23 protein-coding genes are annotated in these 24330 nt (G+C 49.4%); 14 read left to right on the top strand and 9 right to left on the bottom strand.

All coding sequences use genetic code 11. The annotated features are described in order from the left end of the window. Positions 1–253: 253 nt before the first annotated feature. Positions 254–1519: a Glu/Leu/Phe/Val family dehydrogenase gene (locus tag HMPREF2572_RS05725; RefSeq protein WP_070496712.1), complete on the top strand. Its 1266-nt coding sequence runs from the start codon at positions 254–256 to the stop codon at positions 1517–1519. A gap of 412 nt (positions 1520–1931) precedes the next feature. On the opposite strand, the gene ppsA is transcribed toward HMPREF2572_RS05725, so the two are convergent. Beyond that, entirely contained in the window at positions 1932–4316 is a 2385-nt protein-coding gene (ppsA, locus tag HMPREF2572_RS05730; RefSeq protein ID WP_070496714.1) for a phosphoenolpyruvate synthase, read from the bottom strand. A gap of 418 nt (positions 4317–4734) precedes the next feature. Between ppsA and HMPREF2572_RS05735 the strand changes: the two genes are divergently transcribed. Both HMPREF2572_RS05735 and pnp read left to right on the top strand, forming a co-directional pair. Then, entirely contained in the window at positions 4735–5556 is an 822-nt protein-coding gene (locus HMPREF2572_RS05735; protein ID WP_003742140.1) for a posphoenolpyruvate synthetase regulatory kinase/phosphorylase PpsR, read from the top strand. A 253-nt stretch (positions 5557–5809) separates the two neighbouring features. Beyond that, a complete protein-coding gene (pnp, locus tag HMPREF2572_RS05740) occupies positions 5810–7930 on the top strand; it encodes a polyribonucleotide nucleotidyltransferase (protein ID WP_070496716.1) in 2121 nt (706 codons plus the stop codon). A 213-nt stretch (positions 7931–8143) separates the two neighbouring features. On the opposite strand, the gene HMPREF2572_RS05745 is transcribed toward pnp, so the two are convergent. The 3 genes from HMPREF2572_RS05745 to surE all read right to left on the bottom strand — a co-directional run bounded on the left by HMPREF2572_RS05745 (position 8144) and on the right by surE (position 10611). Further along, positions 8144–8482: a cupin domain-containing protein gene (locus HMPREF2572_RS05745; protein ID WP_070496717.1), complete on the bottom strand. Its 339-nt coding sequence runs from the start codon at positions 8480–8482 to the stop codon at positions 8144–8146. Positions 8483–8699: 217 nt separating this feature from the next. Continuing rightward, positions 8700–9623 (bottom strand): peptidoglycan DD-metalloendopeptidase family protein, encoded by a 924-nt coding sequence (locus HMPREF2572_RS05750; protein WP_070496719.1) that lies wholly within the window; start codon positions 9621–9623, stop codon positions 8700–8702. A gap of 235 nt (positions 9624–9858) precedes the next feature. Further along, positions 9859–10611 carry a 5'/3'-nucleotidase SurE gene (gene surE / locus HMPREF2572_RS05755; RefSeq protein WP_070496721.1) on the bottom strand — a complete coding sequence of 251 codons (753 nt, stop codon included), beginning with the start codon at positions 10609–10611 and terminating at the stop codon, positions 9859–9861. 263 nt (positions 10612–10874) lie between these two features. Here surE and HMPREF2572_RS14810 point away from each other — a divergent pair, with 263 nt between their 5' ends. From HMPREF2572_RS14810 to mltB, 7 genes are all read left to right on the top strand, one after another. Continuing rightward, entirely contained in the window at positions 10875–11393 is a 519-nt protein-coding gene (locus tag HMPREF2572_RS14810; RefSeq protein WP_070496722.1) for a hypothetical protein, read from the top strand. A 154-nt stretch (positions 11394–11547) separates the two neighbouring features. Continuing rightward, positions 11548–12141 carry a 4'-phosphopantetheinyl transferase family protein gene (locus HMPREF2572_RS05765; protein WP_070496724.1) on the top strand — a complete coding sequence of 198 codons (594 nt, stop codon included), beginning with the start codon at positions 11548–11550 and terminating at the stop codon, positions 12139–12141. Between the two features lie 154 nt (positions 12142–12295). Beyond that, positions 12296–12667 carry a 30S ribosomal protein S6 gene (gene rpsF, locus HMPREF2572_RS05770; protein ID WP_003757376.1) on the top strand — a complete coding sequence of 124 codons (372 nt, stop codon included), beginning with the start codon at positions 12296–12298 and terminating at the stop codon, positions 12665–12667. Continuing rightward, on the top strand, positions 12664–12966 hold the full coding sequence (gene priB, locus HMPREF2572_RS05775) for a primosomal replication protein N (protein WP_186805898.1): 303 nt from the start codon (positions 12664–12666) through the stop codon (positions 12964–12966). The genes rpsF and priB overlap by 4 nt, the downstream gene beginning before the upstream one ends. A gap of 6 nt (positions 12967–12972) precedes the next feature. After that, a complete protein-coding gene (gene rpsR / locus HMPREF2572_RS05780; RefSeq protein ID WP_070496726.1) occupies positions 12973–13203 on the top strand; it encodes a 30S ribosomal protein S18 in 231 nt (76 codons plus the stop codon). A 16-nt stretch (positions 13204–13219) separates the two neighbouring features. Continuing rightward, entirely contained in the window at positions 13220–13672 is a 453-nt protein-coding gene (rplI, locus tag HMPREF2572_RS05785) for a 50S ribosomal protein L9 (RefSeq protein ID WP_070496727.1), read from the top strand. Between the two features lie 111 nt (positions 13673–13783). Next, positions 13784–14866, top strand: coding sequence for a lytic murein transglycosylase B (gene mltB, locus HMPREF2572_RS05790; RefSeq protein ID WP_070496730.1), 1083 nt, complete (start codon positions 13784–13786; stop codon positions 14864–14866). A 123-nt stretch (positions 14867–14989) separates the two neighbouring features. Here the strand turns inward: mltB and HMPREF2572_RS05795 are convergent, their stop codons facing one another. Continuing rightward, positions 14990–15703 carry an aldose epimerase family protein gene (locus HMPREF2572_RS05795; protein WP_070496731.1) on the bottom strand — a complete coding sequence of 238 codons (714 nt, stop codon included), beginning with the start codon at positions 15701–15703 and terminating at the stop codon, positions 14990–14992. A 198-nt stretch (positions 15704–15901) separates the two neighbouring features. Here HMPREF2572_RS05795 and dnaX point away from each other — a divergent pair, with 198 nt between their 5' ends. The 3 genes from dnaX (at position 15902) to HMPREF2572_RS05810 (ending at position 19332) form a co-directional block, all read left to right on the top strand. Beyond that, on the top strand, positions 15902–18097 hold the full coding sequence (dnaX, locus tag HMPREF2572_RS05800; protein WP_070496732.1) for a DNA polymerase III subunit gamma/tau: 2196 nt from the start codon (positions 15902–15904) through the stop codon (positions 18095–18097). 143 nt (positions 18098–18240) lie between these two features. Further along, positions 18241–18576 (top strand): YbaB/EbfC family nucleoid-associated protein, encoded by a 336-nt coding sequence (locus HMPREF2572_RS05805; RefSeq protein ID WP_003678854.1) that lies wholly within the window; start codon positions 18241–18243, stop codon positions 18574–18576. Between the two features lie 189 nt (positions 18577–18765). Next, positions 18766–19332 (top strand): hypothetical protein, encoded by a 567-nt coding sequence (locus HMPREF2572_RS05810; protein ID WP_070496733.1) that lies wholly within the window; start codon positions 18766–18768, stop codon positions 19330–19332. A gap of 140 nt (positions 19333–19472) precedes the next feature. Here the strand turns inward: HMPREF2572_RS05810 and HMPREF2572_RS05815 are convergent, their stop codons facing one another. Beyond that, complete coding sequence (locus tag HMPREF2572_RS05815) at positions 19473–20516, bottom strand: sulfate ABC transporter substrate-binding protein (RefSeq protein ID WP_070496735.1); 1044 nt, start codon at positions 20514–20516, stop codon at positions 19473–19475. A gap of 387 nt (positions 20517–20903) precedes the next feature. Further along, positions 20904–21113 carry a heavy-metal-associated domain-containing protein gene (locus HMPREF2572_RS05820; RefSeq protein ID WP_003757400.1) on the bottom strand — a complete coding sequence of 70 codons (210 nt, stop codon included), beginning with the start codon at positions 21111–21113 and terminating at the stop codon, positions 20904–20906. 417 nt (positions 21114–21530) lie between these two features. Between HMPREF2572_RS05820 and HMPREF2572_RS05825 the strand changes: the two genes are divergently transcribed. Further along, the gene (locus tag HMPREF2572_RS05825) at positions 21531–22010 is read left to right on the top strand and encodes a type II toxin-antitoxin system antitoxin DNA ADP-ribosyl glycohydrolase DarG (RefSeq protein WP_070496736.1); all 480 of its coding nucleotides are present in this window, start codon (positions 21531–21533) and stop codon (positions 22008–22010) included. Between the two features lie 288 nt (positions 22011–22298). Here the strand turns inward: HMPREF2572_RS05825 and HMPREF2572_RS05830 are convergent, their stop codons facing one another. Next, complete coding sequence (locus tag HMPREF2572_RS05830; protein ID WP_070496739.1) at positions 22299–22868, bottom strand: RBBP9/YdeN family alpha/beta hydrolase; 570 nt, start codon at positions 22866–22868, stop codon at positions 22299–22301. A 345-nt stretch (positions 22869–23213) separates the two neighbouring features. Next, positions 23214–24128 carry a sulfate adenylyltransferase subunit CysD gene (cysD, locus tag HMPREF2572_RS05835; protein ID WP_003757409.1) on the bottom strand — a complete coding sequence of 305 codons (915 nt, stop codon included), beginning with the start codon at positions 24126–24128 and terminating at the stop codon, positions 23214–23216. Between the last annotated feature and the right edge of the window lie 202 nt (positions 24129–24330).

Raw genomic sequence — 24330 nt, forward strand, 5'->3', positions numbered from 1 at the left:
AGCCTGACATTCAATCAAGAAAAATTTTAGATGAGTTTTTGAAAAACAAAGGCTTCAATTTGAACAATCGGTTGTGGCAAAAATATTAAGCAACGAAAGAAGCAGGTTTCAGAGGTCGTCTGAAAATAAATCCATATATAAATTAATCAACTTTGAAAATACCGACTACATGCTATTACATTTCATTTGGAAATTGGTTATAGTTACAGCTGCAAAGTCTTTAAACCTCAATCCGACATGAGAAGGAAGAGCAATGTCCCAATCCGCAGCAAAAGAAACCCTTAATCCTTTCGAAATCGCCCGCAAACAGGTCAAAACCGCCTGCGACCGACTCAATGCCGATCCCGCGGTTTATGAAATCCTGAAAAATCCAAGACGCGTTTTGGAAGTCAGCTTCCCCGTCAAACTTGACGACGGCACGGTCAAAACCTTCACCGGCTACCGTTCGCAACACAACAATGCCGTCGGCCCCTACAAAGGCGGCGTGCGTTTTCATCCCAATGTGAATTTGGACGAAGTCAAAGCCCTGTCGATTTGGATGACCATCAAATGCTGCGTTGCGGGTATTCCTTACGGCGGCGGCAAAGGCGGCATTACTTTGGATCCGCGCGATTATTCAGAAGCAGAGTTGGAACGCATTTCACGCGCTTATTCCGAAGCCATTTCTCCGCTCATCGGCGAAAAAATCGATATTCCCGCCCCCGATGTGAACACCAACGGCAAAATCATGTCGTGGATGGTTGATGCCTACGAAAACGTCGTTAAAAAATCCGCACCCGGCGTGTTCACCGGCAAACCGGTTGAATTTGGCGGCTCTTTGGCGCGTACCGAAGCGACAGGTTACGGCGTGAACTTTGCTGCCGTCCAAGCTTTGGAAAAACTCGGTAAAGACGTTAAAGGCGCAACCTACGCCATTCAGGGCTTCGGCAATGTGGGCTATCACACAGGCTATTACGCGCATCAATCCGGCGCGAAAGTCGTTGCCGTTTCTACCGTTGATGTCGCCATCTACAACGAAAACGGCTTGGATATGGAAGCCCTGTTCAAAGAGTTCCAAGAAAAAGGCTTCATTACCAATGAAGCGGGCTACGGCAAAGAAATCAGCAACGCCGAACTCTTGGCGCTGGATGTGGACGTACTCGCCCCTTGCGCGCTGGAAAACCAGCTGACTTCCGAAAACGCAGGCAAAGTTCGCGCCAAAATCGTGGTCGAAGGCGCAAACGGCCCGACTACGCCCGAAGCCGATGCCATCCTGCGTCAAAACGGCGTGTTGGTCGTCCCCGATATTCTGGCAAACTGCGGCGGCGTGGTCGTTTCCTATTTTGAATGGGTGCAAAACCTGCAAGGCTATTACTGGGAATTTGACGAAGTTCAGGAAAAAGAAACCGTCGTCCTGCGCCGCGCGTTCCGCGATATTTGGAATCTGGCGCAAGAGTATGACGTGGACCTGCGTACTGCGTCTTACATGATGAGTATCCGCCGCGTTGAAAAAGCAATGAAGCTGCGCGGTTGGTACTGATCAAATTTTGAAGCGTTAGCTTGAGAAAAGGTCGTCTGAAAAATTTTCAGACGACCTTTTGGCTTTTTGGTCGTAACATTAAATAACGATAAAGGTTTTATAGTGGATTAACTTTAAACCAGTACGGCGTTGCCTCGCCTTAGCTCAAAGAGAACGATTCTCTAAGGTGCTTAAAGCACCAAGTGAATCGGTTCCGTACTATCTGTACTATCTGCGGCTTCGTCGTCTTGTCCTGATTTAAAGTTAATCCAATATATCTAAGGAGGGTCGTCTGAAAAACTGAAATCATGTGTTTCAGACGACCCCGTATGGTTTGATGATCGATGCGGTAAGGTATGTTTGATGTAGCACCTATTACATAAAATCCCCCGAATGTTTCCAATCGGGGGATTGTTCAATGTTGATAAAAAGCTTATTTATTCAACTCATTAGCCAAATACAGCCAAGTTTCGATGACGGTATCCGGATTCAGGGAAACGCTTTCGATGCCTTCTTGAACCAGCCATTTGGCGAAGTCCGGATGGTCTGACGGACCTTGACCACAGATACCGACGTATTTGTTTTGCTTGCGGCAGGCGGAGATTGCCAAATGCAGCATCACTTTGACGGCAGGGTTGCGTTCGTCAAACGATTCGGACACCAAGCCGCTGTCGCGGTCGAGGCCGAGTGTCAGTTGGGTCATGTCGTTGGAACCGATGGAGAAGCCGTCGAAGTATTGCAGGAATTGTTCCGCCAATACCGCGTTGCTCGGCAGTTCGCACATCATGATCAGGCGCAGGCCGTTTTTGCCACGTTCCAAACCGTTTTCTTTCAAGGCTTTGACGACGGCTTCGGCTTCGCCCAAAGTGCGGACGAACGGAATCATGATTTCGACATTGGTCAGACCCATTTCGTCACGGACGCGTTTCAAGGCTTTGCATTCGAGGGCGAAACAGTCTTTGAAACTTTCGGCTACATAACGCGCTGCGCCGCGGAAGCCCAGCATCGGGTTTTCTTCGTGCGGTTCGTAAATGCTGCCGCCGACCAAGTTGGCGTATTCGTTGGATTTGAAATCGGACATACGGACGATGGTTTTACGCGGATAAACCGATGCGGCCAATGTTGCCACGCCTTCGGCGATTTTATCGACGTAGAAGTCGACCGGAGAGGCGTAGCCGGCGATGCGGCGGGTAATTTCCGCTTTCAATTCATCGTCTTGTTTGTCAAATTCCAACAAGGCTTTCGGGTGGATACCGATTTGGCGGTTGATGATGAACTCCATACGTGCCAAGCCGATGCCTTCGCTCGGCAGGTTGGCGAAGCTGAATGCGAGTTCGGGGTTGCCGACGTTCATCATCACTTTGACAGGCGCTTTAGGCATATTGTCCAAGGCAACATCGGTGATTTGTACGTCCAGCAGGCCGGAGTAGATAAAGCCTGTATCGCCTTCGGCACAGGATACGGTAACTTCTCGGCCATTGCTTAGCAATTCGGTTGCGTCGCCACAACCGACTACGGCAGGAATACCCAGTTCGCGCGCGATGATGGCGGCGTGGCAGGTACGGCCGCCGCGGTTGGTAACGATGGCGGAAGCGCGTTTCATTACCGGTTCCCAATCCGGGTCGGTCATGTCGGTAACGAGTACGTCGCCTGCTTCCACGGAATCCATTTCAGATGCGTCTTTTACCAAGCGGACTTTGCCTTGACCGACTTTTTGACCAATGGCGCGACCTTCGCACAATACGGTTTTGTCGCCGTTGATGTCGAAGCGGCGTAGGTTGCGGCTGCCTTCTTCTTGGGATTTCACGGTTTCAGGGCGGGCTTGCAGGATGTAGAGTTTGCCGTCCAAGCCGTCACGGCCCCATTCGATATCCATCGGGCGGCCGTAGTGTTTTTCGATTGTCAGCGCGTAGTGTGCCAACTCGGTGATTTCTTCGTCGGTAATGGAGAAGCGGTTGCGGTCTTCTTCAGGAACATCGACGTTCATCACGGATTTACCGGCCTCTGCTTTGTCGGTAAAGATCATTTTGATTTGTTTCGAACCCATGGTTTTGCGCAGGATGGCAGGTTTGCCCGCTTTCAGCGTGGGTTTGAATACATAGAATTCGTCGGGGTTGACCGCGCCTTGTACGACGTTTTCACCCAGACCGTAAGATGAAGTCACGAAAACGACTTGGTCGAAGCCGGACTCGGTGTCAAGGGTGAACATCACGCCGGACGCGCCGCTGTCGGAACGCACCATGCGTTGTACGCCTGCGGAGAGGGCGACGATGTCGTGTTCGAAGCCTTTATGTACGCGGTAGGAGATGGCACGGTCGTTGTACAAAGAAGCGAATACATGATGCATGGCTACTTTGACGTTTTCCAAGCCGTTGATGTTCAGGAAGGTTTCTTGTTGACCTGCAAACGATGCGTCGGGCAGGTCTTCGGCGGTTGCAGAAGAACGGACGGCAACGGAAATGTCCGCGCCGCCTGCGTCTGCAACCATTTTGTTCCATGCTGTTTCGATTTCAGCATCCAGTTGTTCGGGGAAGGGCGTATCCAAAATCCATTGGCGGATTTCTTTACCGACGCGCGCCAGTTCGGCGACATCTTCCACATCCAGTTGTGCCAATGCGGCGGAGATACGCTCGCTCAGTCCGTTGTGCGCCAAGAATGCGCGGTAGGCTTCGGCGGTAGTGGCAAAACCGCCGGGGACGCGGACGCCTTTTTCAGTCAACTGACTGATCATTTCACCTAGGGAGGCGTTTTTGCCGCCCACGCTTTCAACATCAGTCATACGCAGGTTTTCAAACCAAATTACGTAGTTGTCAGCCATTTGTGTGTCCAATCCAAGATATGTTAAAAAAGAAACGAATACGCTTTGTTATTTTAAGCGATTCAAACGGCTGCTGTCATGCTTTTTCTGTCCTGAGTGATTTGCAGGTCGTCTGAAAAATTGCGGTCTGCAGCCGTGTAGTCAAATGAAATTCGATGAGAAAGTTGATATTCCGAGTATCTATTTCTTTGTAAAACATAAGGTTTGAAATAGATTAATGACTGAGTGGTAGGGGGTGGAAAGGTTTTATACGAGTATAAAATTTTAAAATAATTAAATTATTAAAATAAAAATGCGTTTGATGGGTGGTTTAATTGCGGTGTAGTTGGGTGTAATTTGAATGTATTCCCTTTATTTAGGAGGTTGCAGCTGCTATGATGACCGCCTGCAAACATTTTAAATTTTAGAGGATAACCGAATGACCGCCCCGCGCCATGTGTTTTATATTTCCGACCGTACCGGCTTGACCGCTGAAAATATCGGTGAGGCTCTGCTGAATCAGTTTGGCAGCGTTGAATTCAAACGCCACACCTATCCCTTTATCGATACGCCTGAAAAAGCGCGTGCCGTCGTTGAGAAAGTCAACCGTAACGCCGAAGAAAACGGTTTGCGCCCGATTGCCTTTGTCAGTGTCGTTGATGACGAAATCCGAGAAATGATTAAAAAGTCGAATGCTTTCCATATCAATTTCTTCGAAACTTTTCTTGGGCTTTTGGAGAAAGAACTCAATACTGAGGCGGTCGCCGCTACGCAAGGGCACCACAGTATCGGCAATACCCAGCGTTACGATGCGCGTATGGAGGCGGTCAATTTTTCACTTAACCACGACGACGGTGTCAGCGATAAAAACTTGCAGGAAGCCGATGTAATATTGATGGGCGTGTCCCGTTCGGGTAAAACGCCAACCTGCCTTTACCTTGCCCTGCAATACGGTATCCGCGCTGCCAACTATCCGTTGATTCCCGATGATTTGGAGTCTACCGACTTGCCGCGCATGGTGAAGCCTTATAAAGATAAGCTGTTCGGCCTGACCATTCAGCCCGAGCGTCTGCAAGCCATCCGCAATGAACGCCGTCCGAATTCGAATTATTCCAAAATCGATACCTGCCGAAGCGAAGTTGCCGATGCGCAAAATATGTTCAAACGCCACGGCGTTCCGTTTACCAATACGACGGATAAATCGGTGGAGGAGCTTGCAGTCCATATCCTTCAAGCCTGCAAATTGAAACGCCGGTTTTGAGTGGTAAGATATTGATGATTAATGAAAGGTCGTCTGAAACACGGAAGCGCGTTTCAGACGACCTTTTGCTGTCATGAATGCTTGGATTTACTTACATTTGCTATTATAATGCGCGTTTGGATTGACCGTTTAAGGTCGTCTGAAAAATATAGTTTTTACCAACCGCCGCACACCTGAAACCCTAACTATGCACATTCTCACTTTTAGTGTGCATTATTAGTGTTTTAGCGTGCGGCATTCTGAAAGGAACGAAATGTTCAATAAACACGTTAAAACCTTCCAATACGGCAATCACACCGTTACTTTGGAAACCGGCGAAATCGCGCGTCAAGCGGCAGCGGCTGTTAAAGTATCGATGGGCGACACCGTTGTTTTGGTTGCTGTAACTACTAATAAAGAAGTCAAGGAAGGTCAAGATTTCTTCCCTCTGACTGTTGATTACCTTGAGCGCACTTACGCCGCAGGTAAAATCCCCGGAGGTTTCTTTAAGCGCGAAGGCAAACAAAGCGAAAAAGAAATCCTGACCAGCCGTCTGATCGACCGTCCTATCCGTCCGCTGTTCCCCGAAGGTTTCTACCACGACATCCAAATCGTTGCGATGGTGGTTTCCGTTGATCCTGAAATCGATTCCGATATTCCTGCCATGCTCGGCGCGTCTGCTGCGCTGGTGTTGAGCGGCGTACCGTTTGCCGGTCCGATTGGTGCTGCGCGCGTAGGTTATGTAAACGGCGTGTACGTATTGAACCCGACCAAAGCTGAATTGGCGAAATCCAAGCTGGACTTGGTGGTTGCAGGTACATCCAAAGCCGTTTTGATGGTGGAATCCGAAGCCAAAATCCTGCCTGAAGACGTGATGCTTGGTGCCGTGGTTTACGGTCACGACCAAATGCAGGTGGCGATTAACGCCATCAACGAGTTCGCCGACGAAGTAAACCCTGAAGTATGGGATTGGAAAGCGCCTGAAACCAATGAAGAATTGGTTACCAAAGTACGCGAAATTGCGGGCGAAGCCATTAAAGAAGCGTTCAAAATCCGTCAAAAACAAGCGCGTTCTGCCAAATTGGACGAAGCCTGGAGTGCAGTAAAAGATGCGCTGATTACCGAAGAAACCGATACTCTGGCTGCCAACGAAATTAAAGGTATTTTCAAACATTTGGAAGCCGACGTTGTCCGCACCCAAATTTTGGATGGTCAACCGCGTATCGACGGTCGCGATACCCGCACCGTCCGTCCGCTGAATATCCAAACCGGCGTATTGCCGCGTACACATGGTTCTGCCCTGTTTACCCGTGGCGAAACCCAAGCCCTTGCCGTAGCGACTTTAGGTACTTCGCGCGACGAGCAGATTATTGACGCACTTTCCGGCGAATACACCGACCGCTTTATGCTGCATTATAACTTCCCGCCGTATTCTACTGGAGAAGTGGGTCGCGTCGGCGCACCGAAACGCCGCGAAATCGGACATGGCCGCTTGGCAAAACGCGCACTGGTTGCGGTATTGCCGTCTCCTGAAGAATTCAGCTACACCATGCGTGTTGTTTCCGAGATTACCGAGTCAAACGGTTCGTCTTCTATGGCTTCTGTTTGCGGCGGCTGCTTGAGCTTGCTGTCTGCCGGTGTGCCTTTGAAAGCGCACGTTGCCGGTATTGCGATGGGTCTGATTTTGGACAACAACAAATTCGCCGTATTGACCGACATCTTGGGTGATGAGGACCACTTGGGCGACATGGACTTCAAAGTTGCCGGTACGACTGAAGGCGTGACCGCGCTGCAAATGGATATCAAAATCCAAGGTATTACCAAAGAAATCATGCAGATTGCCTTGGCGCAAGCCAAAGACGCGCGTCTGCATATCTTGGAACAGATGAAAGCCGCCGTGGCAGGTCCGCAAGAGCTGTCCGCTCACGCTCCGCGTCTGTTCACCATGAAAATCAACCAAGACAAAATCCGCGACGTTATCGGCAAAGGCGGTGAAACCATCCGTGCGATTACCGCTGAAACCGGTACTGAAATCAATATTGCGGAAGACGGCACCATCACTATTGCCGCAACCACTCAAGAAGCCGGCGATGCTGCGAAAAAACGCATCGAAGAAATCACTGCCGAAGTGGAAGTGGGCAAAGTGTACGAAGGTACTGTGGTTAAAATCCTCGACAACAACGTTGGCGCCATCGTCAGCGTGATGCCGGGCAAAGACGGTTTGGTACACATCAGCCAAATCGCCCACGAGCGCGTGCGCAACGTCAGCGACTACCTGCAAGTCGGTCAGGTTGTGAATGTGAAAGCATTGGAAGTGGATGACCGCGGCCGCGTACGTCTGTCTATCAAGGCTTTGGTCGAAGCTCCAGCCCGCGAAGAAAAAGCACCTGAATAATCGTTGAGTTGATTTTGATTGATGAAAGGTCGTCTGAAATTTTTCAGACGACCTTTTTTGCTGAATACAGACGGATAAAGTAGGGATGCAGGAATATGGAATCGAGCTGTCTTGTGTTGGAACTTTGATTCCACATTCCTTTTAAGCAGCAGTTAGGGTGAATGTTGAAAAGGTCGTCTGAAAACCATTTTTCTTGGTTTTCAGACGACCTCTTTACAGACAACATTTTCCGAAACGCAGTTTCTTATTAAGGCCTGAAGCGTAAGTAATCTGCTTGATGACCAGTATGTTGGTGTGATCTTCTAGGGCGCGTATGCTGTGGGTTTCATTGGGCTCAAGGCGGACGACTTGAAGTCCTTCAGTAGAGAGTGTTTCGGTTTGGGTAATGATCTGGGCGCTGCCGTTGAGAACCAGCAGGAGAATAATGGCATCGGTTTGATAATCGGGGATTTCATTGTCCTTTTGCAGGGAGAGTTGGACAATTTCTTGGTCGATATCGCTATGGATAATGCCTCCGAGCAAGGCTTTGGGATCTAGGGTGTATTGTTGCATGATGACTCCTTGAAAAAGCTTTGGGAAAGATTTCAAAAAGACGGAAATGTCTTGAAGGTCGTCTGAAAAATACGGGAGACGGCAATAAGTTTGATTGTAAGAGTGTGTTGACGGGAGAAATTCAATATAAGTCAATATTGTTGTGAATTAGGTAGGTTGATTTTTGTATTTAAAAATAAAAACCGCCCAATCGGGGCGGTTTTGTATGGCATTGATTTTAGAATGCAACGTAGTTTGCAGGGTTGACCGGTTTGCCGTTTTGGCGCACTTCAAAATGCAGTTGCGTACGGCTGGCATCGGTATTACCCATGTTTGCGATGGTTTGACCGCGTTTGACTTGTTGTCCTTCGTTAACCAGCAGGCGTTGGTTGTGGCCGTATGCGCTCAGATAAGATGAATTGTGTTGGATGATGACCAAGTTGCCGTAGCCGCGCAAGCCTGAACCGGCATAGACGACTTTGCCGTCCGCTGCTGCAACGACGGGTTGACCGGCTGTGCCACCGATATCTACACCTTTGTTGCTACCGCCGAAGTTGCCGATGACGTTGCCGACGGTCGGACGCTGCCATGTGATGCCGCTGACGGTACGGGTACCGCCTGTGGAAACGGTCGGAGTGTTAAGCGGTGCAGGAGCAGGTTTGGCAGAGGCGCTTTGTGTTGGAGGAGGTGTCGGAACTGAGGCAGTTGCAGCCGGAGCGCTGTATCCGTTTGGTTTGACGCGGAGAGTTTGTCCGACGCTGATGGTGTTGTCTGCCAAGCCGTTCCATGCGCGGAGGTTGTCTTGCGTAATTTGATAACGTTTGGAAATGTTATAAACGGTATCGCCGCGTACTACGGTATGCGTTGCGGCATTGATGTCCACCGGTGCGTAAGAAGGCGTGTAAGAGCCGCCAGTAGAGCCGGAAGGGTAGCTGCTGGCAGCAGGAGGAGTGTATGCAGGTGGCGTGTAAGGGGTGTCGTTGTTGGCCGCATTATTTTCGTAAGGCGCTGCACCATATGGATTGTTGGAGGCTGTATTTGCGGAGCCGGAATGGTTACCGGAATTGCCTACGACGACGGGTGCAGGTTGTTGGCTGGCGCATGCGCTGAGGATGAGTGCTAGGGCTGCCGAGCCTGCGTAAAATGCGGTTTTTTTCAACATGATTGGATGACCTTTATATCGGGTTGTTGTTTTATTGGGACATATCATAATAAAAATATGCCCTGTTCTCAAGTATTGCAGCCGTTAGTAACTGTTAAAGTGCCTGATTTTGACTGGTTTACCTGTTTGAAAATCTTGCGGATAGCAGGTATGAACCGTTTTATCTTCTTCTTGTCAGGTTTGATTTCAGACGACCTGTTTGGCGTAGTAGGTCGTCTGAAAAGGTTTATGTATTTTAGGCTTTTATGCCTTGCCAAAACTCGCTGACGTTTTGGAGTTGGTTGTAGGCTGTCAGGTCGATTTGCAGGGGGGTGATGGTGATGAATCCTGCTTCGCACTCTCCAAAGTCAGTGCCTTTCTCTTGGTCGGAAATGTTGCCGACCGGCCCTATCCAGTAAATCGGTTCTCCGCGCGGATTGTGCATGGGGACGATACTTTGCTCGTGGTGTCTTCTGCCCAATCGCGTAATTTTAATGCCCTGTATGTCTTCAGGCATGACTGCGGGGATATTGATATTCCACAAGATAGGCTCTTTAGGAGGATTTTTTAACAAATATTCTAGCAACATCCAAGCGGATTTTTCAGCGGTTTCCCAATAACGACCCCGTGAGTCATTTAATGAAAAAGCGATGGCGGGAATGCCCATCAGGTAGGCTTCGGTTGCGGCGGCGACTGTACCTGAGTAGAGCGTGTCATCGCCCATGTTGGCGCCATTGTTTATTCCGGATAAGACCAAATCGGGTTTGAAATCGGGTAGGGCGTGTTGTCCGACATGGATACAGTCGGTGGGGGTTCCGCTGACATAGTAAAAGCCGTTTGAGGCTTCTTTTATTTGCAGTGGACGGTCAAGCGTTAAAGAATTGCTGACGCCGCTGCGGTCGCGTTCAGGTGCAACTACGCGGACATTGGCAAATTCGGCTGCAACGCGTGCCAAAATGGCGATGCCGGGGGCTAGGTAGCCGTCGTCGTTGGAAATTAAGATATTCATAAGGGCATCCGTGAAATAATCTTGGAAGTCTAACGGCTGATGATAAAGTTTGTCTATTTTTCAGATGATTTTATATGTATTGAGGATTATGGGGTCGTCTGAAAGAGGAATTTTATGCAACTTGCTTTGTGAAATTTGAAGTGGCGTAACATGGATGTTTTTTTGTAAAAGAGGGATGACTTATCTCTTATCAGAAAATCAGCAATGCATTACAATAACAAATCGTAATCTTTGTTTACAAACTACTTTCGGGAGTAATTGAAATGCGCCGTTTTTCTTATCTAATTGCCTTGTCTTCAGTATTGGCCATTTCTGCATGTGCCAATAACCAATCACAATCTTCTGCTGGAGCTTCAGGCTCTGCTTCGTCTCATGAGCAACATGCTAAAGCGTCAGGAGCATGCCGTAGCGCAGGTGAAGGGCGTAAAGTGAATGGCAAAGGAAAAAATGATATTTATATGTGTAAAGCAAGTGTTGCATTGAATTCCGCTGAAGCCAAATCTGTTCTGAATCCTAATATTAAAGTTTCTTACGGCAGCACAGGTAATAAAACTTTGGTATCCCGTCAAATCGCCAATATGGTCGGTAAAAGTCCGGAAGAGTCCTGCCAACGCGCTTTCTTGAGCACTGTTAAGCGTTTCCAAAGCACTGCGGTAGAGAAAAACGCGAAATCCGTACACTTAGTCAGCTACTTTGACAAAAAAACCGTTGGCGGCGATGAGTATGAGTGCCATGTTGCCACTTGGAACAGTCGAGTGGTTTTGAAAGGAAGCTTGCATTAAAAAAATAGGTGAGGACCAAATTATGGTTTGGCTGTAATTTGGTCTAACTGTCTATATTTGAATGGCAACTTAATGCTTGCAATGTGTTGAAATGAGCCGGTGGGTATATGCTGCCGGCTCGTTTTGGTTTTAGAAAATTTTGTTTGGGTGTTTGATGAAGAAGCATCTGTATTGCCTGCTTGGGGATGAGCTACTTGCCGAAACTTATTGTGATGACGCTTTAAGCTGGCATGATAGGCAGAGAATAGCCCAATCCCCACGATTGTCGGAACGAATAGATTGGAAAGTCAGTCGCGCCCTGAAACAAAAAGCAAAACATCCAATTGTTTCACTCAGTCATAGTCACGGCATTGCTGCGGTGTTGTGTACGCCGAATAATCTGTCCGCCGGTGTGGACGTTGAGAAAATCCGTCCCCGAGATTTTCAGGCGTTGGCGGAGTGGGTATGCACCGAGAGGGAACAGGAATACTTGGCATTCGTCAACTGGGATAAGGAAGAATTTTATCGGTTATGGTGCATTAAAGAGGCGCTGTTGAAGGCGGCAGATTTAAATTTTCCTGAGGATATGCGCAAGGTTGGCTATCGATTTGTGGCGGATGGAAAAAAGGAAATACAGGTATGCGGATGCTCGGATTGGCATGGGGTGACGACTCTGTTGTCTAATGGATGCGCTGTTGCCTGTGTTTGGCAGGGGAGTAATGTTGAACTGCATCTGCAATGTTATGGCGATATAGGTAAGGATGATTGAGGGAAGATCGAGGTCGTCTGAAAATGGAATATTTTTCAGAAAGCATTGTGTGCTTGTAGCAGACTTGGATTTCAGTTATAATCCGACGCTTTCAACCTTGCCTTTTGCTTTCGCATGGCAAAAGGCTGTATTTAATCATCCATAAGGAGATAACATGCGTCATTATGAGATCGTGTTTATCGTTCATCCTGATCAAAGCGAGCAAGTGCCTGCTATGGTTGAACGTTACAAAACCATGATTGCCGAAGCCGGCGGCAAAATCCACCGCTTGGAAGACTGGGGTCGCCGTCAACTGGCTTACCCGATTAACAAAATCCACAAAGCACACTATGTTTTGATGAACATCGAAACTACTCCTGAAGTAGTTGAAGAGCTGGAAACCGCTTTCCGCTTTAACGATGCCGTACTGCGCCATCTGACCATCAAAACAAAACATGCTGTAACCGAAGCTTCTCCTATGCTGGGCGGCGAAAAAGCAAAAAACTTGCTAAACGGTGCAGCTGAAGAAGTTGCAGCAGCCGAATAAGATTGGATAATCTTACAAAGCTTACCGCCCTGATTTACAAGGTTGAACCCTTGAGATATACGCCGGCAGGAATCCCTGTTTTGGATATTATGTTAAAACATGAATCTTGGCAGGAAGAAAACGGGCAAAAATGCCTGGTCAGTTTTGAAATTCCTGCGCGTATTTTAGGTAAGCAGGCTGAAGAATGGCAGTATCGGCAAGATACGATGGTAGAAGCAGAAGGCTTTCTCGCACAGCGCAGCAAACGCTTCCCAAGACCGATACTCCGCATACAGAACATTAAAGAATATAAAGGTTAAACGACAATGGCTCGTCAATCATTCAAACGTAGAAAATTCTGCCGCTTTACGGCTGAAAAAATGCAAGAAGTCGATTACAAACAAGTTGATTTGCTGAAAGACTTCATTTCTGAAAACGGCAAAATCATCCCTGCCCGCATCACTGGCACCAAAGCGCATTACCAACGCCAATTGGCTACTGCAGTCAAACGCGCACGCTTCTTGGCTCTGTTGCCTTACACCGATCAACACAAATAATTTTGGAGTTTAAATCATGCAAATTATTCTGTTAGAGAAAATCGGCGGTTTGGGCGACTTGGGCGACATCGTTACCGTGAAAAACGGTTATGCCCGTAACTTCCTGATTCCTGCCGGCAAAGCCAAACGCGCTACTGAAGCCAACATGAAAGAATTCGAAGCACGCCGTGCCGAATTGGAAGCCAAACAAGCCGAAATCTTGGCCGATGCTAAAGCACGTCAAGAAAAACTGGACGGTCAAACCATCACTATCGCTCAAAAAGCCGGTGTGGACGGTCGTCTGTTCGGTTCTGTTACCAATGCCGACATCGCTGCTGCGATTGTTGCTTCAGGCGTTGAGGCCGCAAAATCCAACGTCCGCCTGCCTAACGGTCCTCTGAAAGCCGTAGGCGAGTACGAAGTTGAAGTGGCTCTGCACACTGACGCTGTTGCTGCGATTACCGTTGCTGTTGTTGCAGCTGCCGAGTAATAGACAGTCTTAAAAGGTCGTCTGAAAGGGAATGGAATGTATATTCCTACCATCTTTCAGACGACCTTTTTACATAATAAGACTGCTTCTTTAGTTACTATAAATCCAGATATGAAAAAACTTATTCCTTCTATTGCAATATCAACCGCGTTGCTGCTCGTTGCTTGCAATACAACCAAAACAAACGTTGAGTCCGGTAAAACGGTTGAGCCGATTAATCAAAGCAAAAACCAGCGTCCTGCTTTTGATTCTGCTGCGGAATCGGTTGCCAGCAGCGGCTTTAATGCCAATACCAATGTCCGCCAGTTTATCCGTTATGAAGCGGCGAAAAAGCAGTTTACGGAAGCTGAGTTGCAAAACTTCTTCAATGGCGTGGTTTACAAGGGCAATATCATCAACATCATGTACCGCCCGTCCACTTCTCGCCCTTGGTATGAATTCCGTACAGGCAACTCCGGTGCGACGAAATTTAACGGCGGTAAACAGTTTTACGCTACCAACCGTGCCGTTATCGATGATGTGGCACGCAAATACGGCGTACCTGCCGAGCTGATTGTGGCGATTATCGGCATTGAAACCAACTACGGTAAAAACACAGGCAGCTTCCGTGTCGCCGATGCTTTGAGTACCTTGGGTTTTGATTATCCGCGCCGCGCCGAGTTTTTCCAAAACGAGCTGATTGAGCTTTTGCTGATGGCGAAAGAAGAAAAAGAGAACGTTTTTGATTTCAAAGGCAGCTATGCGGGCGCAATGGGTATGCCGCAATTCATGCCTTCGAGCTATCGCAAATGGGCGGTCGATTATGATGGCGACGGACACCGCGATATTTGGAACAATATCGGCGACGTTGCCGCTTCTGTTGCCAATTATATGAAACAACACGGCTGGAAAACAGGCGGAAAAATGATTGTTCCCGTCAATCTGACGATTACGCCTGATTTAAAAGCCATCATTGATGAAAAAACCGCATTGAACCGTACCGTTGCCGATTTCAAAGCAATGGGCGTGGTGCCGCAAAAAGCGGTTGCCGACAATGAGAAAGCCGTTTTATTCAGTTTGGAAACCAGTCCGGGTGTATTTGAATATTATCTCGGTCTAAATAATTTCTATACGGTTTGGCAGTATAACAACAGCCGAATGTATGTTACCGCCGTGCGTGATATCGCCAATGCAATCAACAACAACGGTTTGTAATACTCAAAAAACCACCTTTTTCAAGGTGGTTTTTTATTTGAGAACTCAAATTCACGATAGTAAAAAATAGAGCCGCTCAAATCGCCCGTGGATTTGAGAAAATCACTACAAACCCAACAAAACTCAAGCAATCAAACGGATTTTCATGCCGTAATGCTTTTTGCCATGTCCGGAAACAAACTGTCCGCCGCGCGCAGGCGATAAAAATGCGTTTCCTTCGGCGGTGGGCTCAGCACAGGTGTATTGTCCGTTGCGGTCGCTCCAGAGTGCGTAAACGGGCAGATTTTGAGTTCGGATGTCGAGTTTCATTCCGTCAAACGCAACATGTGTATCTGACGGCGAAGCGACAAATTCCGTGTGCGCGATATAGTCGGCATCGTAGGGCGCGCCGTCGAAATCGAATTGGGTGCCGACGGCGGGGAAATAGGGGTGGAAGCCGGGCGAAGTGCGCACGGGCGCATCACCGTAATTGCAAACGGTCAGTGTGGCGACCGCTTCGTTTTCGTTCGGCAGGCTGTAATCCAGCAGCCATTCGACTTTTTCGTAGCCCTTTGCCGTGCTGATCAATCTCAAGCCGACATCCGATTCGTTTTGATAACGGATTTGCCAAGTGGAGGTTCTGCCGAAACCGTGTTGCGCCAAATGGTTTTTACTGTCCGGTCCGAACTGCGGCAGGCAGACGTGCATCCCGCCGCGTAATTTTGTATCCGTACCGACTTGGACGCTGGTTTTCGGGAATAACACTTCCCGACCTTGTAAAACCAAGTTGTCTACATATGCGCCCAAGGTGTTTATCTGCATGGATGCGGAACGATTGCGTAAGATGATTTCAGACATGGCGGCTTGTTCTTAAGGTTGTTTTAAATTTTGTAACATTCTAACATTTGTACACACGCCATTACCGATATGCAGACAGAAAATCCTTAATAAAAATCAAAAAAATGCTAAAATACCAAGCATCTTTCAAGGTCGTCTGAAAGGCGTTCACCCACTTTTCAGACGACCTTCCGATTTATTTCCAGCAGAGAAAACCTTATGGCTTATCAAGTTCTTGCCCGCAAATGGCGTCCGAAAACCTTTGCCGATTTAGTCGGTCAGGAACACGTCGTCAAAGCCTTGCGCAACGCGCTGGACGAAGGCCGCCTGCACCATGCCTACCTGCTGACCGGCACGCGCGGGGTCGGAAAAACCACCATCGCCCGTATTCTGGCGAAAAGCCTGAACTGTGAAAACGCGCAACACGGCGAGCCTTGCGGCGTGTGCCAAAGCTGTACGCAAATCGACACCGGACGCTACGTTGACCTGCTGGAAATCGACGCCGCTTCCAATACCGGCATCGACAACATCCGCGAAGTATTGGAAAACGCCCAATACGCGCCGACCGCCGGCAAATACAAAGTCTATATCATCGACGAAGTGCATATGCTCTCCAAAAGCGCGTTCAACGCCATGCTGAAAACGCTGGAAGAGCCGCCCGAACACGTCAAATTCATCCTTGCCACCACCGATCCGCACAAAGTCCCCATTACCGTTTTGAGCCGCTGCCTGCAATTTGTCTTGCGCAACATGACTTCGCAACAGGTTGCCGACCACCTTGCCCATGTTTTAAACAACGAAAACATCGCCTATGAACCCGCCGCCCTGCAACTCTTGGGCCGTGCCGCCGCAGGCTCGATGCGCGATGCCCTGAGCCTGCTCGACCAAGCCATCGCCATGGGTTCGGGCAGCGTTGCCGAACAAGACGTCCGCCAAATGATAGGCGCGGTGGACAAGCAATATCTGTACGAACTGCTGGCGGGTATCGTCAACCAGGACGGCGAAGCCCTGCTGGCAAAAGCGCAGGAAATGGCAGCGCGCGCCATCGGCTTTGACAGCGCGTTGAGCGAACTTGCCATGCTATTGCAACGCCTCGCCTTGATACAGGCGGTTCCTTCCGCTTTGGCACACGACGACCCTGAGCGCGAAACCCTGTTGCAACTGAGCCAGGCACTCAGCGGCGAACAAATCCAGCTTTATTATCAATGTGCTATCCACGGCAAACAGGATTTGAGCCTTGCGCCCGACGAATACGCCGGCTTCGTCATGACCCTGCTGCGTATGCTTGCGTTTGCGCCGCTGGCAGCGGATGCGCACGACGTTGGCGGACATATTGAAAATACCGAGCTGCATTCTGCCGAAACGGGTGTCCACACCGCAAAAAAGCCTTTGCAACTTCCCCAGTCTGAAGCCGCCAAACCGCCCGTTCAGACGACCTCCACGCCTGCAACGTCGTCTGAAAACAAGGTTGCCGAACCGGTTACAACTCAAGAAAACAACGACGTACCACCTTGGGAAGATGCGCCGAGCGAAGCAGAAACCGTAACGGACACGCCTGTGCAAGCGGAGGCGGAGAGCGTTCAGACGACCTCTGACGCAGCAGAGGCAAACCTTCCGTCCGCAAACGAAGCAGAAATGCCGTTTCAGACGACCCCTCAAGCTGAAACGTCGTCTGAAAACCAAGTTTCCGATTACGGGGCAGCAAACAACGAAACCGATGTTTTCTTGAATGATACGTCGTTTGAAAACCCTGACAACACAAACCCAATTCAGACGACCCCAATCGCTGAAGCCGCAGAAGCAGAAGCATTTGCGCATGAAGCCCCCGTAGCGCCTTTCTACGATTACGGTTCGCCCGAGCATGACTATCCCGTAGCAGACAGCGCAGACATGCCTCCGCCGCCAGATTGGGAACACGCCGTTCCTGCCGATACGGCAGAAGCAGAATCGGAAGCCGAAGAAGACAGCGACGACGAAGACGGCACGCAGTTCGCCCCGTTGCCCGAGTTTTCCACTGAAAACTGGGCGGCAATCGTCCGACACTTCGCCCGCAAGCTCGGTGCCGCGCAAATGCTGGCGCAACACGCCGCATGGACGCACTATGACGCAGGCAGCCATCTGATGATGCTGTCGATGACCGACGAAGCCCGCGCGACCGCGAATAAAGAGCGGCTCGACAAAATCAAAAACACGCTTGCCGAAGCCTACGGCATCCAGTTGAAATTGCAAACCGAACCGTGGCGCGACGATGCCGGCTGGGAAACCCCGACCATGCGCCGCCAACGCCTCCAACTTGAAGGCAGGCAACAGGCACAGGATTTGCTCGAAGCCGACGAAACCGCGCGTCAGGTTTTAAAAGTTTTCGAGGCCCAATGGCAGCCCGACTCTTTGGAACTGGCGGAGCAAGCGGAATAACGGCAAGCGAGAATTTCCGTTTCCATTCGGATACATAAACATTCAGGTCGTCTGAAAACCATCAACCCGCTTTCAGACGACCCTTAGACACCAAAACGGTATAAACCCATAACCTTAACGATTCAACCACAGGAGTTTTAAATATGTTCGGAAAAGCCGGATTAGGCGGCCTGATGAAACAGGCGCAGCAAATGCAGGAAAACATGAAAAAAGCACAAGCGAAACTTGCCGAGACCGAAGTAGAAGGCGAAGCAGGCAACGGCTTGGTTAAAGTCGTGATGACCTGTTCCCACGTCGTCCGCAAACTCGAAATCAGCCCCGACCTGATTCAAGAAGCCGCAGACGATAAAGAAATGCTTGAAGATTTGGTGCTCGCCGCCATCAACGCCGCTTCTGAAAAAGCTGAAGAAACCACCAACAAAACCATGGGCGCATTCACCCAAGGTCTGCCCGCAGGCATGGGCGACTTCTTCCGCTAAATCCGCGCCGTGAAAGCAAATAAAGGTCGTCTGAAACGCCAAAAAGCAGTTTCAGACGACCTTCGGATTATTTGTTTGATAGATTGAAATCAACATATCGGCAGTCATTCCGCCGCAGGCATATTGAGTGCGCCATTGCATTCAAACCCGCTCAACCAATATTAAAAACCAACCGATACACCAAACAAAATGAAACCGTCCCTTCCCATCCGCTCACTTCTTCTAAGCTGTATGCTCGCCGCAGCAAGTGCAAACAGCCTTGCCGCCGAAACCGTCATCACTTCTCCAAACAAACAGTTCAGCGTCAGAAAAGTCTGTAACCACAAAACCCAAGAATGCTCTTTCTACGCAGGCAAAAAAGCCATCGAAAAAAATCTTCCCAAAGACAGGACAAGCTATGAATGGCTTGGCAATACCTTCACATTAAGAACCAGCTTCGGGTCGTATGATTCCTACACCACCTTCGCCGACCGTACCCACAAGCCCCATACGCTTTCTTCCGTTATCGCGACCGACAGCAAAACGCAATGCGCCGTGACCGCAGATAATAAAGGCGTGTCTTTCTACTCAATCTTCCGCGAAAAACCGGTTAAATTCATTTCCGCAAAAGACAAAAAGTTCGGCTTCATCCAAGATGTCGCCACGCTGGAATCCGTCGTCGAAGCAGAATTCAAAGGCAAAAAAGTCCGCATGACCTATATGAACAAAGCCGAACAAAAGGTCTCGGCCGTTTTGGATAATCCGTGTGTGAAATGATGTGCCAAGTCTGATGGACAAGGTCGTCTGAAAAGATGCTGCCCATTCAAAAATAAAACAGCCCGAAACCTGATTGACAAAAGGTTTCGGGCTATTTGCGTTTGTTCATCAGCCGAAGCGGGTAGGGCGCAAGGCGTTTTTTAGCGTTTGGGTGAAAGCTGATCCACCAAACCGCCGTCGGCAAAATATTTCTTCATGATTTCCGGCCATGTGCCGAATTTTTCATTCGGATTGAACGTTTCGATATCCGGAAAATCAGCTTTGTGTGCGGCGAGGACTTCGCTGTCGCGCGGACGCAGATAAAGTTTGGCGGCAAGCTCTTGGGCGGGTTTGCTCCAGAGGTAAGACAGATATTCCTGCGCTGCCTGCTGCGTGCCTTTTTTATCCGCCACGCTGTCTACAACGGCAACTGGCGTTTCCGACAAAATCGTGTAGCTTGGGTAAACAATCTCAAATTGATCTTGAGTCAGTTTTTTGCTGACATGGTTTGCCTCGTTTTCAAAAGTAATCAAAACATCGCCGATATTGCGCTGGCTGAACGTCGTCGTTGCCGCCCTGCCGCCGCTTTCAAATACCGGCGTGTTTTTCAGCAAAGCAGCGACAAATTCCTTGGTTTTGCCTTCATCTCCACCAAACGCCTTCAAACCGTAGCCGTATGCGCCTAAAAAGGCATAGCGGCCGTTGCCCGTAGTTTTCGGGTTAGCGAGTACGATTTTTACCCCGTCTTTGGTCAAATCGTTCCAATCCTTGATTTGCTTCGGATTGCCTTTGCGAACCAAGAAAACCGTCGTGCTGGTGTAAGGTACGGCTTGATCGGGCAGGCGTTTTGCCCAGTCGGATTTGACCAAACCTTTTTGTTCGAGCAACTCGATGTCGGAAGTCTGATTCATGGTGACCACGTCCGCCGCCAAACCGTTCGCCACAGATAAAGCCTGCTTGCTGGAGCCGCCGTGAGACTGCTGGATTTCAATCGTCTCGCCATTATGTTTCGATCGATATTCTTTCACAAACAAAGGGTTATATTCTTTATAAAAATCCCGCGCCACATCATAAGATACATTTAAAAGCGTCATGCCCTTACCGTTTGCCGCCGGAGTCGCCGCCTTGTCGGCAGTTTGTTCGGACTTGGGCGAACAGGCGGAAAGGACAATAGCGGCAGCCAGCGACACTATGCGGATATTCATTCGATACTCCTGAAAAATTCGGAAAACAATTCGCCCGATTCATTGCCGATAAGGACGCAAAACACAAAACATGAACAGGCAGCGATTGAAAAGCACTTTATCTTGAAAGAATAAAAAGCGGAAATAATGTTTGCTTCGGCAGATATCAGTTTTGGTTATAAGGTCGTCTGAAAAGCAGGTTTCATTTTCAGACGACCTCCGCCGAGACGGAATCTTGTTTTGCTTATAGTGGATTAACTTTAAACCAGTACGGCGTTGCCTCGCCTTGCCCTGATTTAAATTTAATCCGCTATATCCGGCGAAAACGTAAAAAAAGGTCGTCTGAAAACGGCTGATTCGGTTCTATATGAACCAGAATCCGTTTTCAGACGACCTTTTCGCAAGCAATCACAAAGCCGCGTCGTATCCGCCGTCTTCCACCGCGTCAATCAACGCCGCCGCATTGGTTTTCGCCGGATCGAATTCAATAACGGCATTTTTGTTTTCCAAACTGACTTCGGCTTTGGCTACGCCGTCGATGCCGGTCAAAATGCGGGTAACACTTTTGACGCAACCGCCGCAAGTCATCCCGTCGATATGAAGCGTGAGGGTTTCCATAGGGTTTCCTTTCTGTGGGCAAATATCGTGAAATCCGACAAACCGCTGCAACACTTCAACGCCAACGATGCGCCCAAATGTCGAAACATAAATGCTTGCAGGATTTCATCTAGATTGTAGAAAATATCCGAGACCGTACTGTAAACCCTTGAGAGGCAAAGTCAAGCAGGTCATCTGAAAAAAGGCGCCCGCTACTGCTGTCGTGTCGTAGTGTCAGGCAATTAAGATGCTGCCAAACGGTTGAAACGGCTGGGTAAATAAGCGCGGTTTGGGCGAGCCGCAGGTGTAATCCAAAAAATGCTAAAATCTCAAACTTAGGTCGTCTGAAAATCCATATAAAGAACGCAAATTGTTTTGTTGGACCGCCGCGCACCCCCTAACGCAAGCTGCGCTTGCTTTGTATTACGGAGATTGATCATGATTGAATTTACAACGGGCAATATTTTCGAGAGCGATGCCGAAGCTTTGGTAAATGCCGTAAATTGTGTTGGTGTTATGGGGCGTGGCATTGCGTTGCAATTTAAAAATAAATATCCGGAGAATTTCAAGGCGTATCAGCAAGCGTGTAAACAAGAAGTTTTAAAGCCGGGCAAAATGTTTGTTTTTGAAACAGGGCAACTGGTATTGCCAAGATGGATTATCAATTTTCCTACCAAGCGCCATTGGCGGGGGAAAAGCCGTATTGAAGATATCGGAAGTGGATTGATTGATTTGGTAAAAGTCATTCAAGAAAACAATATTCGTTCCATTGCCATTCCTCCGCTGGGGGCAGGGTTGGGCGGATTGGATTGGAATGAAGTACGCACGCGCATTGAAAAGGCGTTGAATCATATTGAAAACGTTAAAATTTTTGTCTATGAACCCATTGAAGCACCTGAAAGTGGCAAGCGCAGCTAGAGTGAACGGCAAGCATAATCCGACAAAACACCGAAACTTCAAATCAAGGGTCGTCTGAAAACAAGCATGAAGCATTTTCAGACGACCTTTTTTATGGGAAGCGGTGTGTTTTTGGGGTTTCGTTCGAGGATGGTTTCAGGGTGGGTTTGCCGGATTTTATTGAAACTCAAAGGCTTCGTTTGAATAGGCTTGTCGGCTGGCTCAGGTGTCCGTCTGGATGTTTCGGACCGGATTGTGTTTGGGAACGGGTATGCAGGTTTGTACGGATGGGTGTTTGATGCGTTCGGGTCAGATTTTGGCTTCCAGCATCGGTTTTAAGGCTTCCCAAGCCTGCGGCAGTTCTGTGAAGCCGTCGGATGCCATCAGGTGCCCGCCTTGGGCGATGTGGGTGACGGGGCTTTTGAGTTTGTCCGCCATGTTCAGGGTCAGTTCGGGTGGGACGTGGGTGTCGTCGTCGGAGACGATGCAGTGTTTGGGCATTTGGATTTTGCGCAGGATGTCGAATTCGGGCGCGGCGCCTTTGATGTAGCCGTCGAGGGCGGGCAGCAGGGGCAGGGGTTCGGCGAATCCTGCCGCCAGTACCAAGCCGCCGATTTTTTCAGGCTGTTGGCGGCTGAGGAAGTGCAGAAGGGTGATGCAGCCTAGGCTGTGTCCAACTAGAAAGGTGTTTTCGTCGGGTTTGCCGATGAATTGGTCAAGGGCAAACTGCCACGAAGAAACCGTCGGACGTTCGGGATTGGGCATTGCCAGCGAGTCGGCTTGTAAGCCTGCGGCGCGGACTTGTGCCGAGAGCCAGTCAAACCAGTTGCCGTGCGGATTGCCTTCAAAACCGTGTACGATAAAGACGCGTCGGGGCATGTCGATTACTCCTTTTCAGACGACCTGTCGGGTGTGTCGGTTTACTTATTATAACACTCATTGTTTGTTTCAGTTTTATCGTTATCCTGCGTACAGCGGGTAAACGGGAATCGGGACGGGCGGTAAAACCGAAGGCAAAAAGGGGGATGGCGCGGCTTCGGCGTCGGAATCAAACGCTCGCTTTGGGCGAGGGTGCGGGGCGTTGTTTGGTTAAAGTTCATGTGTGATGCAAATAGTTTTTTTAGATTTGTATCAATAAAAGGTCGTCTGAAATCGGTTTCAGACGACCTTCTATATGGAAACATTCAGATATAAATGTTGCTACATGTCCTTCGGATGATTGGTTTAAAAATACCCCGCCTTTTTGCGCTCTTCCATCGCCGCTTCCGACACGCGGTCGTCCATACGCGTGGCGCTGCGTTCGGAAATGGTGGCTGCTGCGGTTTCGGCGATGATGTCTTCAGGCGTGGCGGCGGTGCTGGCTACGGGGCAGGTGCAGGAAATGTCGCCGACGGTACGGAAGCGCACGTCGCGGATTTGGGAAACTTCGCCTTCGCGTTTCGGCGTCAGCGGGGTAACGGGGACGAGCAGCCCGCCGCGTTCGACGACCTCGCGTTTGTGGCTGTAATAAATCGGCGGCAGCGCGAGGTTTTCGCGGGCGATGTATTGCCAGATGTCGAGTTCCGTCCAGTTTGAAATGGGGAACACGCGCATGTTTTCGCCGCTGAATAGCCGCGTATTGTAGAGCGACCACAGTTCGGGACGCTGGCTTTTCGGGTCCCATTGTCCGAATTCGTCGCGGAACGAAAATATCCGCTCCTTCGCCCGCGCTTTTTCCTCATCGCGCCGCGCGCCGCCCATCAGCGCGTCAAAGCCCTGTTCTTCAATGGTTTCCACCAGTGTAACCGCCTGCGCGGCGTTGCGCGAATCGGTTTCGCGGCGCAGGACGACCGTGCCTTTTTTGATGGAATCTTCGACGCTGCCGACCACCAGTTGCACGCCCGTGCGCGCGACGGTTTCATCGCGGAACTGAATCACTTCGGGGTAATTGTGTCCCGTATCGACGTGCAGCAGCTTGAACGGCAGCTTGAGCGGACGGCCTTCGAGTTTGAACGCTTTGACCGCCAGCGCCAGCAAAACGACGGAATCCTTGCCACCGGAAAACAGCAGCGCGGGATTTTTCGCTTCGGCAACGACTTCGCGGATGATGTAGATGGACTCGGCTTCGAGCCAGTCTAGGTGGTGGTTTTGAATAGACATATTGTTCTCTTTAGCAAAACTCGGATAAGGCGGTACTCTAAAGAGGTCATCTGAAAAACGGAAAGAATGGTTTGTTTGAAGCAAAGATGATTTCGTTATATTGGCGGGGTCGTCTGAAAAGGGATTGGCGTTTTCAGACGACCTTTTTGCCGCGCGGCAACGGAAACGGCACATATAGTGGATTAACTTTAAACCAGTACGG

The organism is Neisseria sp. HMSC064E01 (assembly GCF_001808875.1).
GTDB lineage: Bacteria > Pseudomonadota > Gammaproteobacteria > Burkholderiales > Neisseriaceae > Neisseria > Neisseria sicca_A.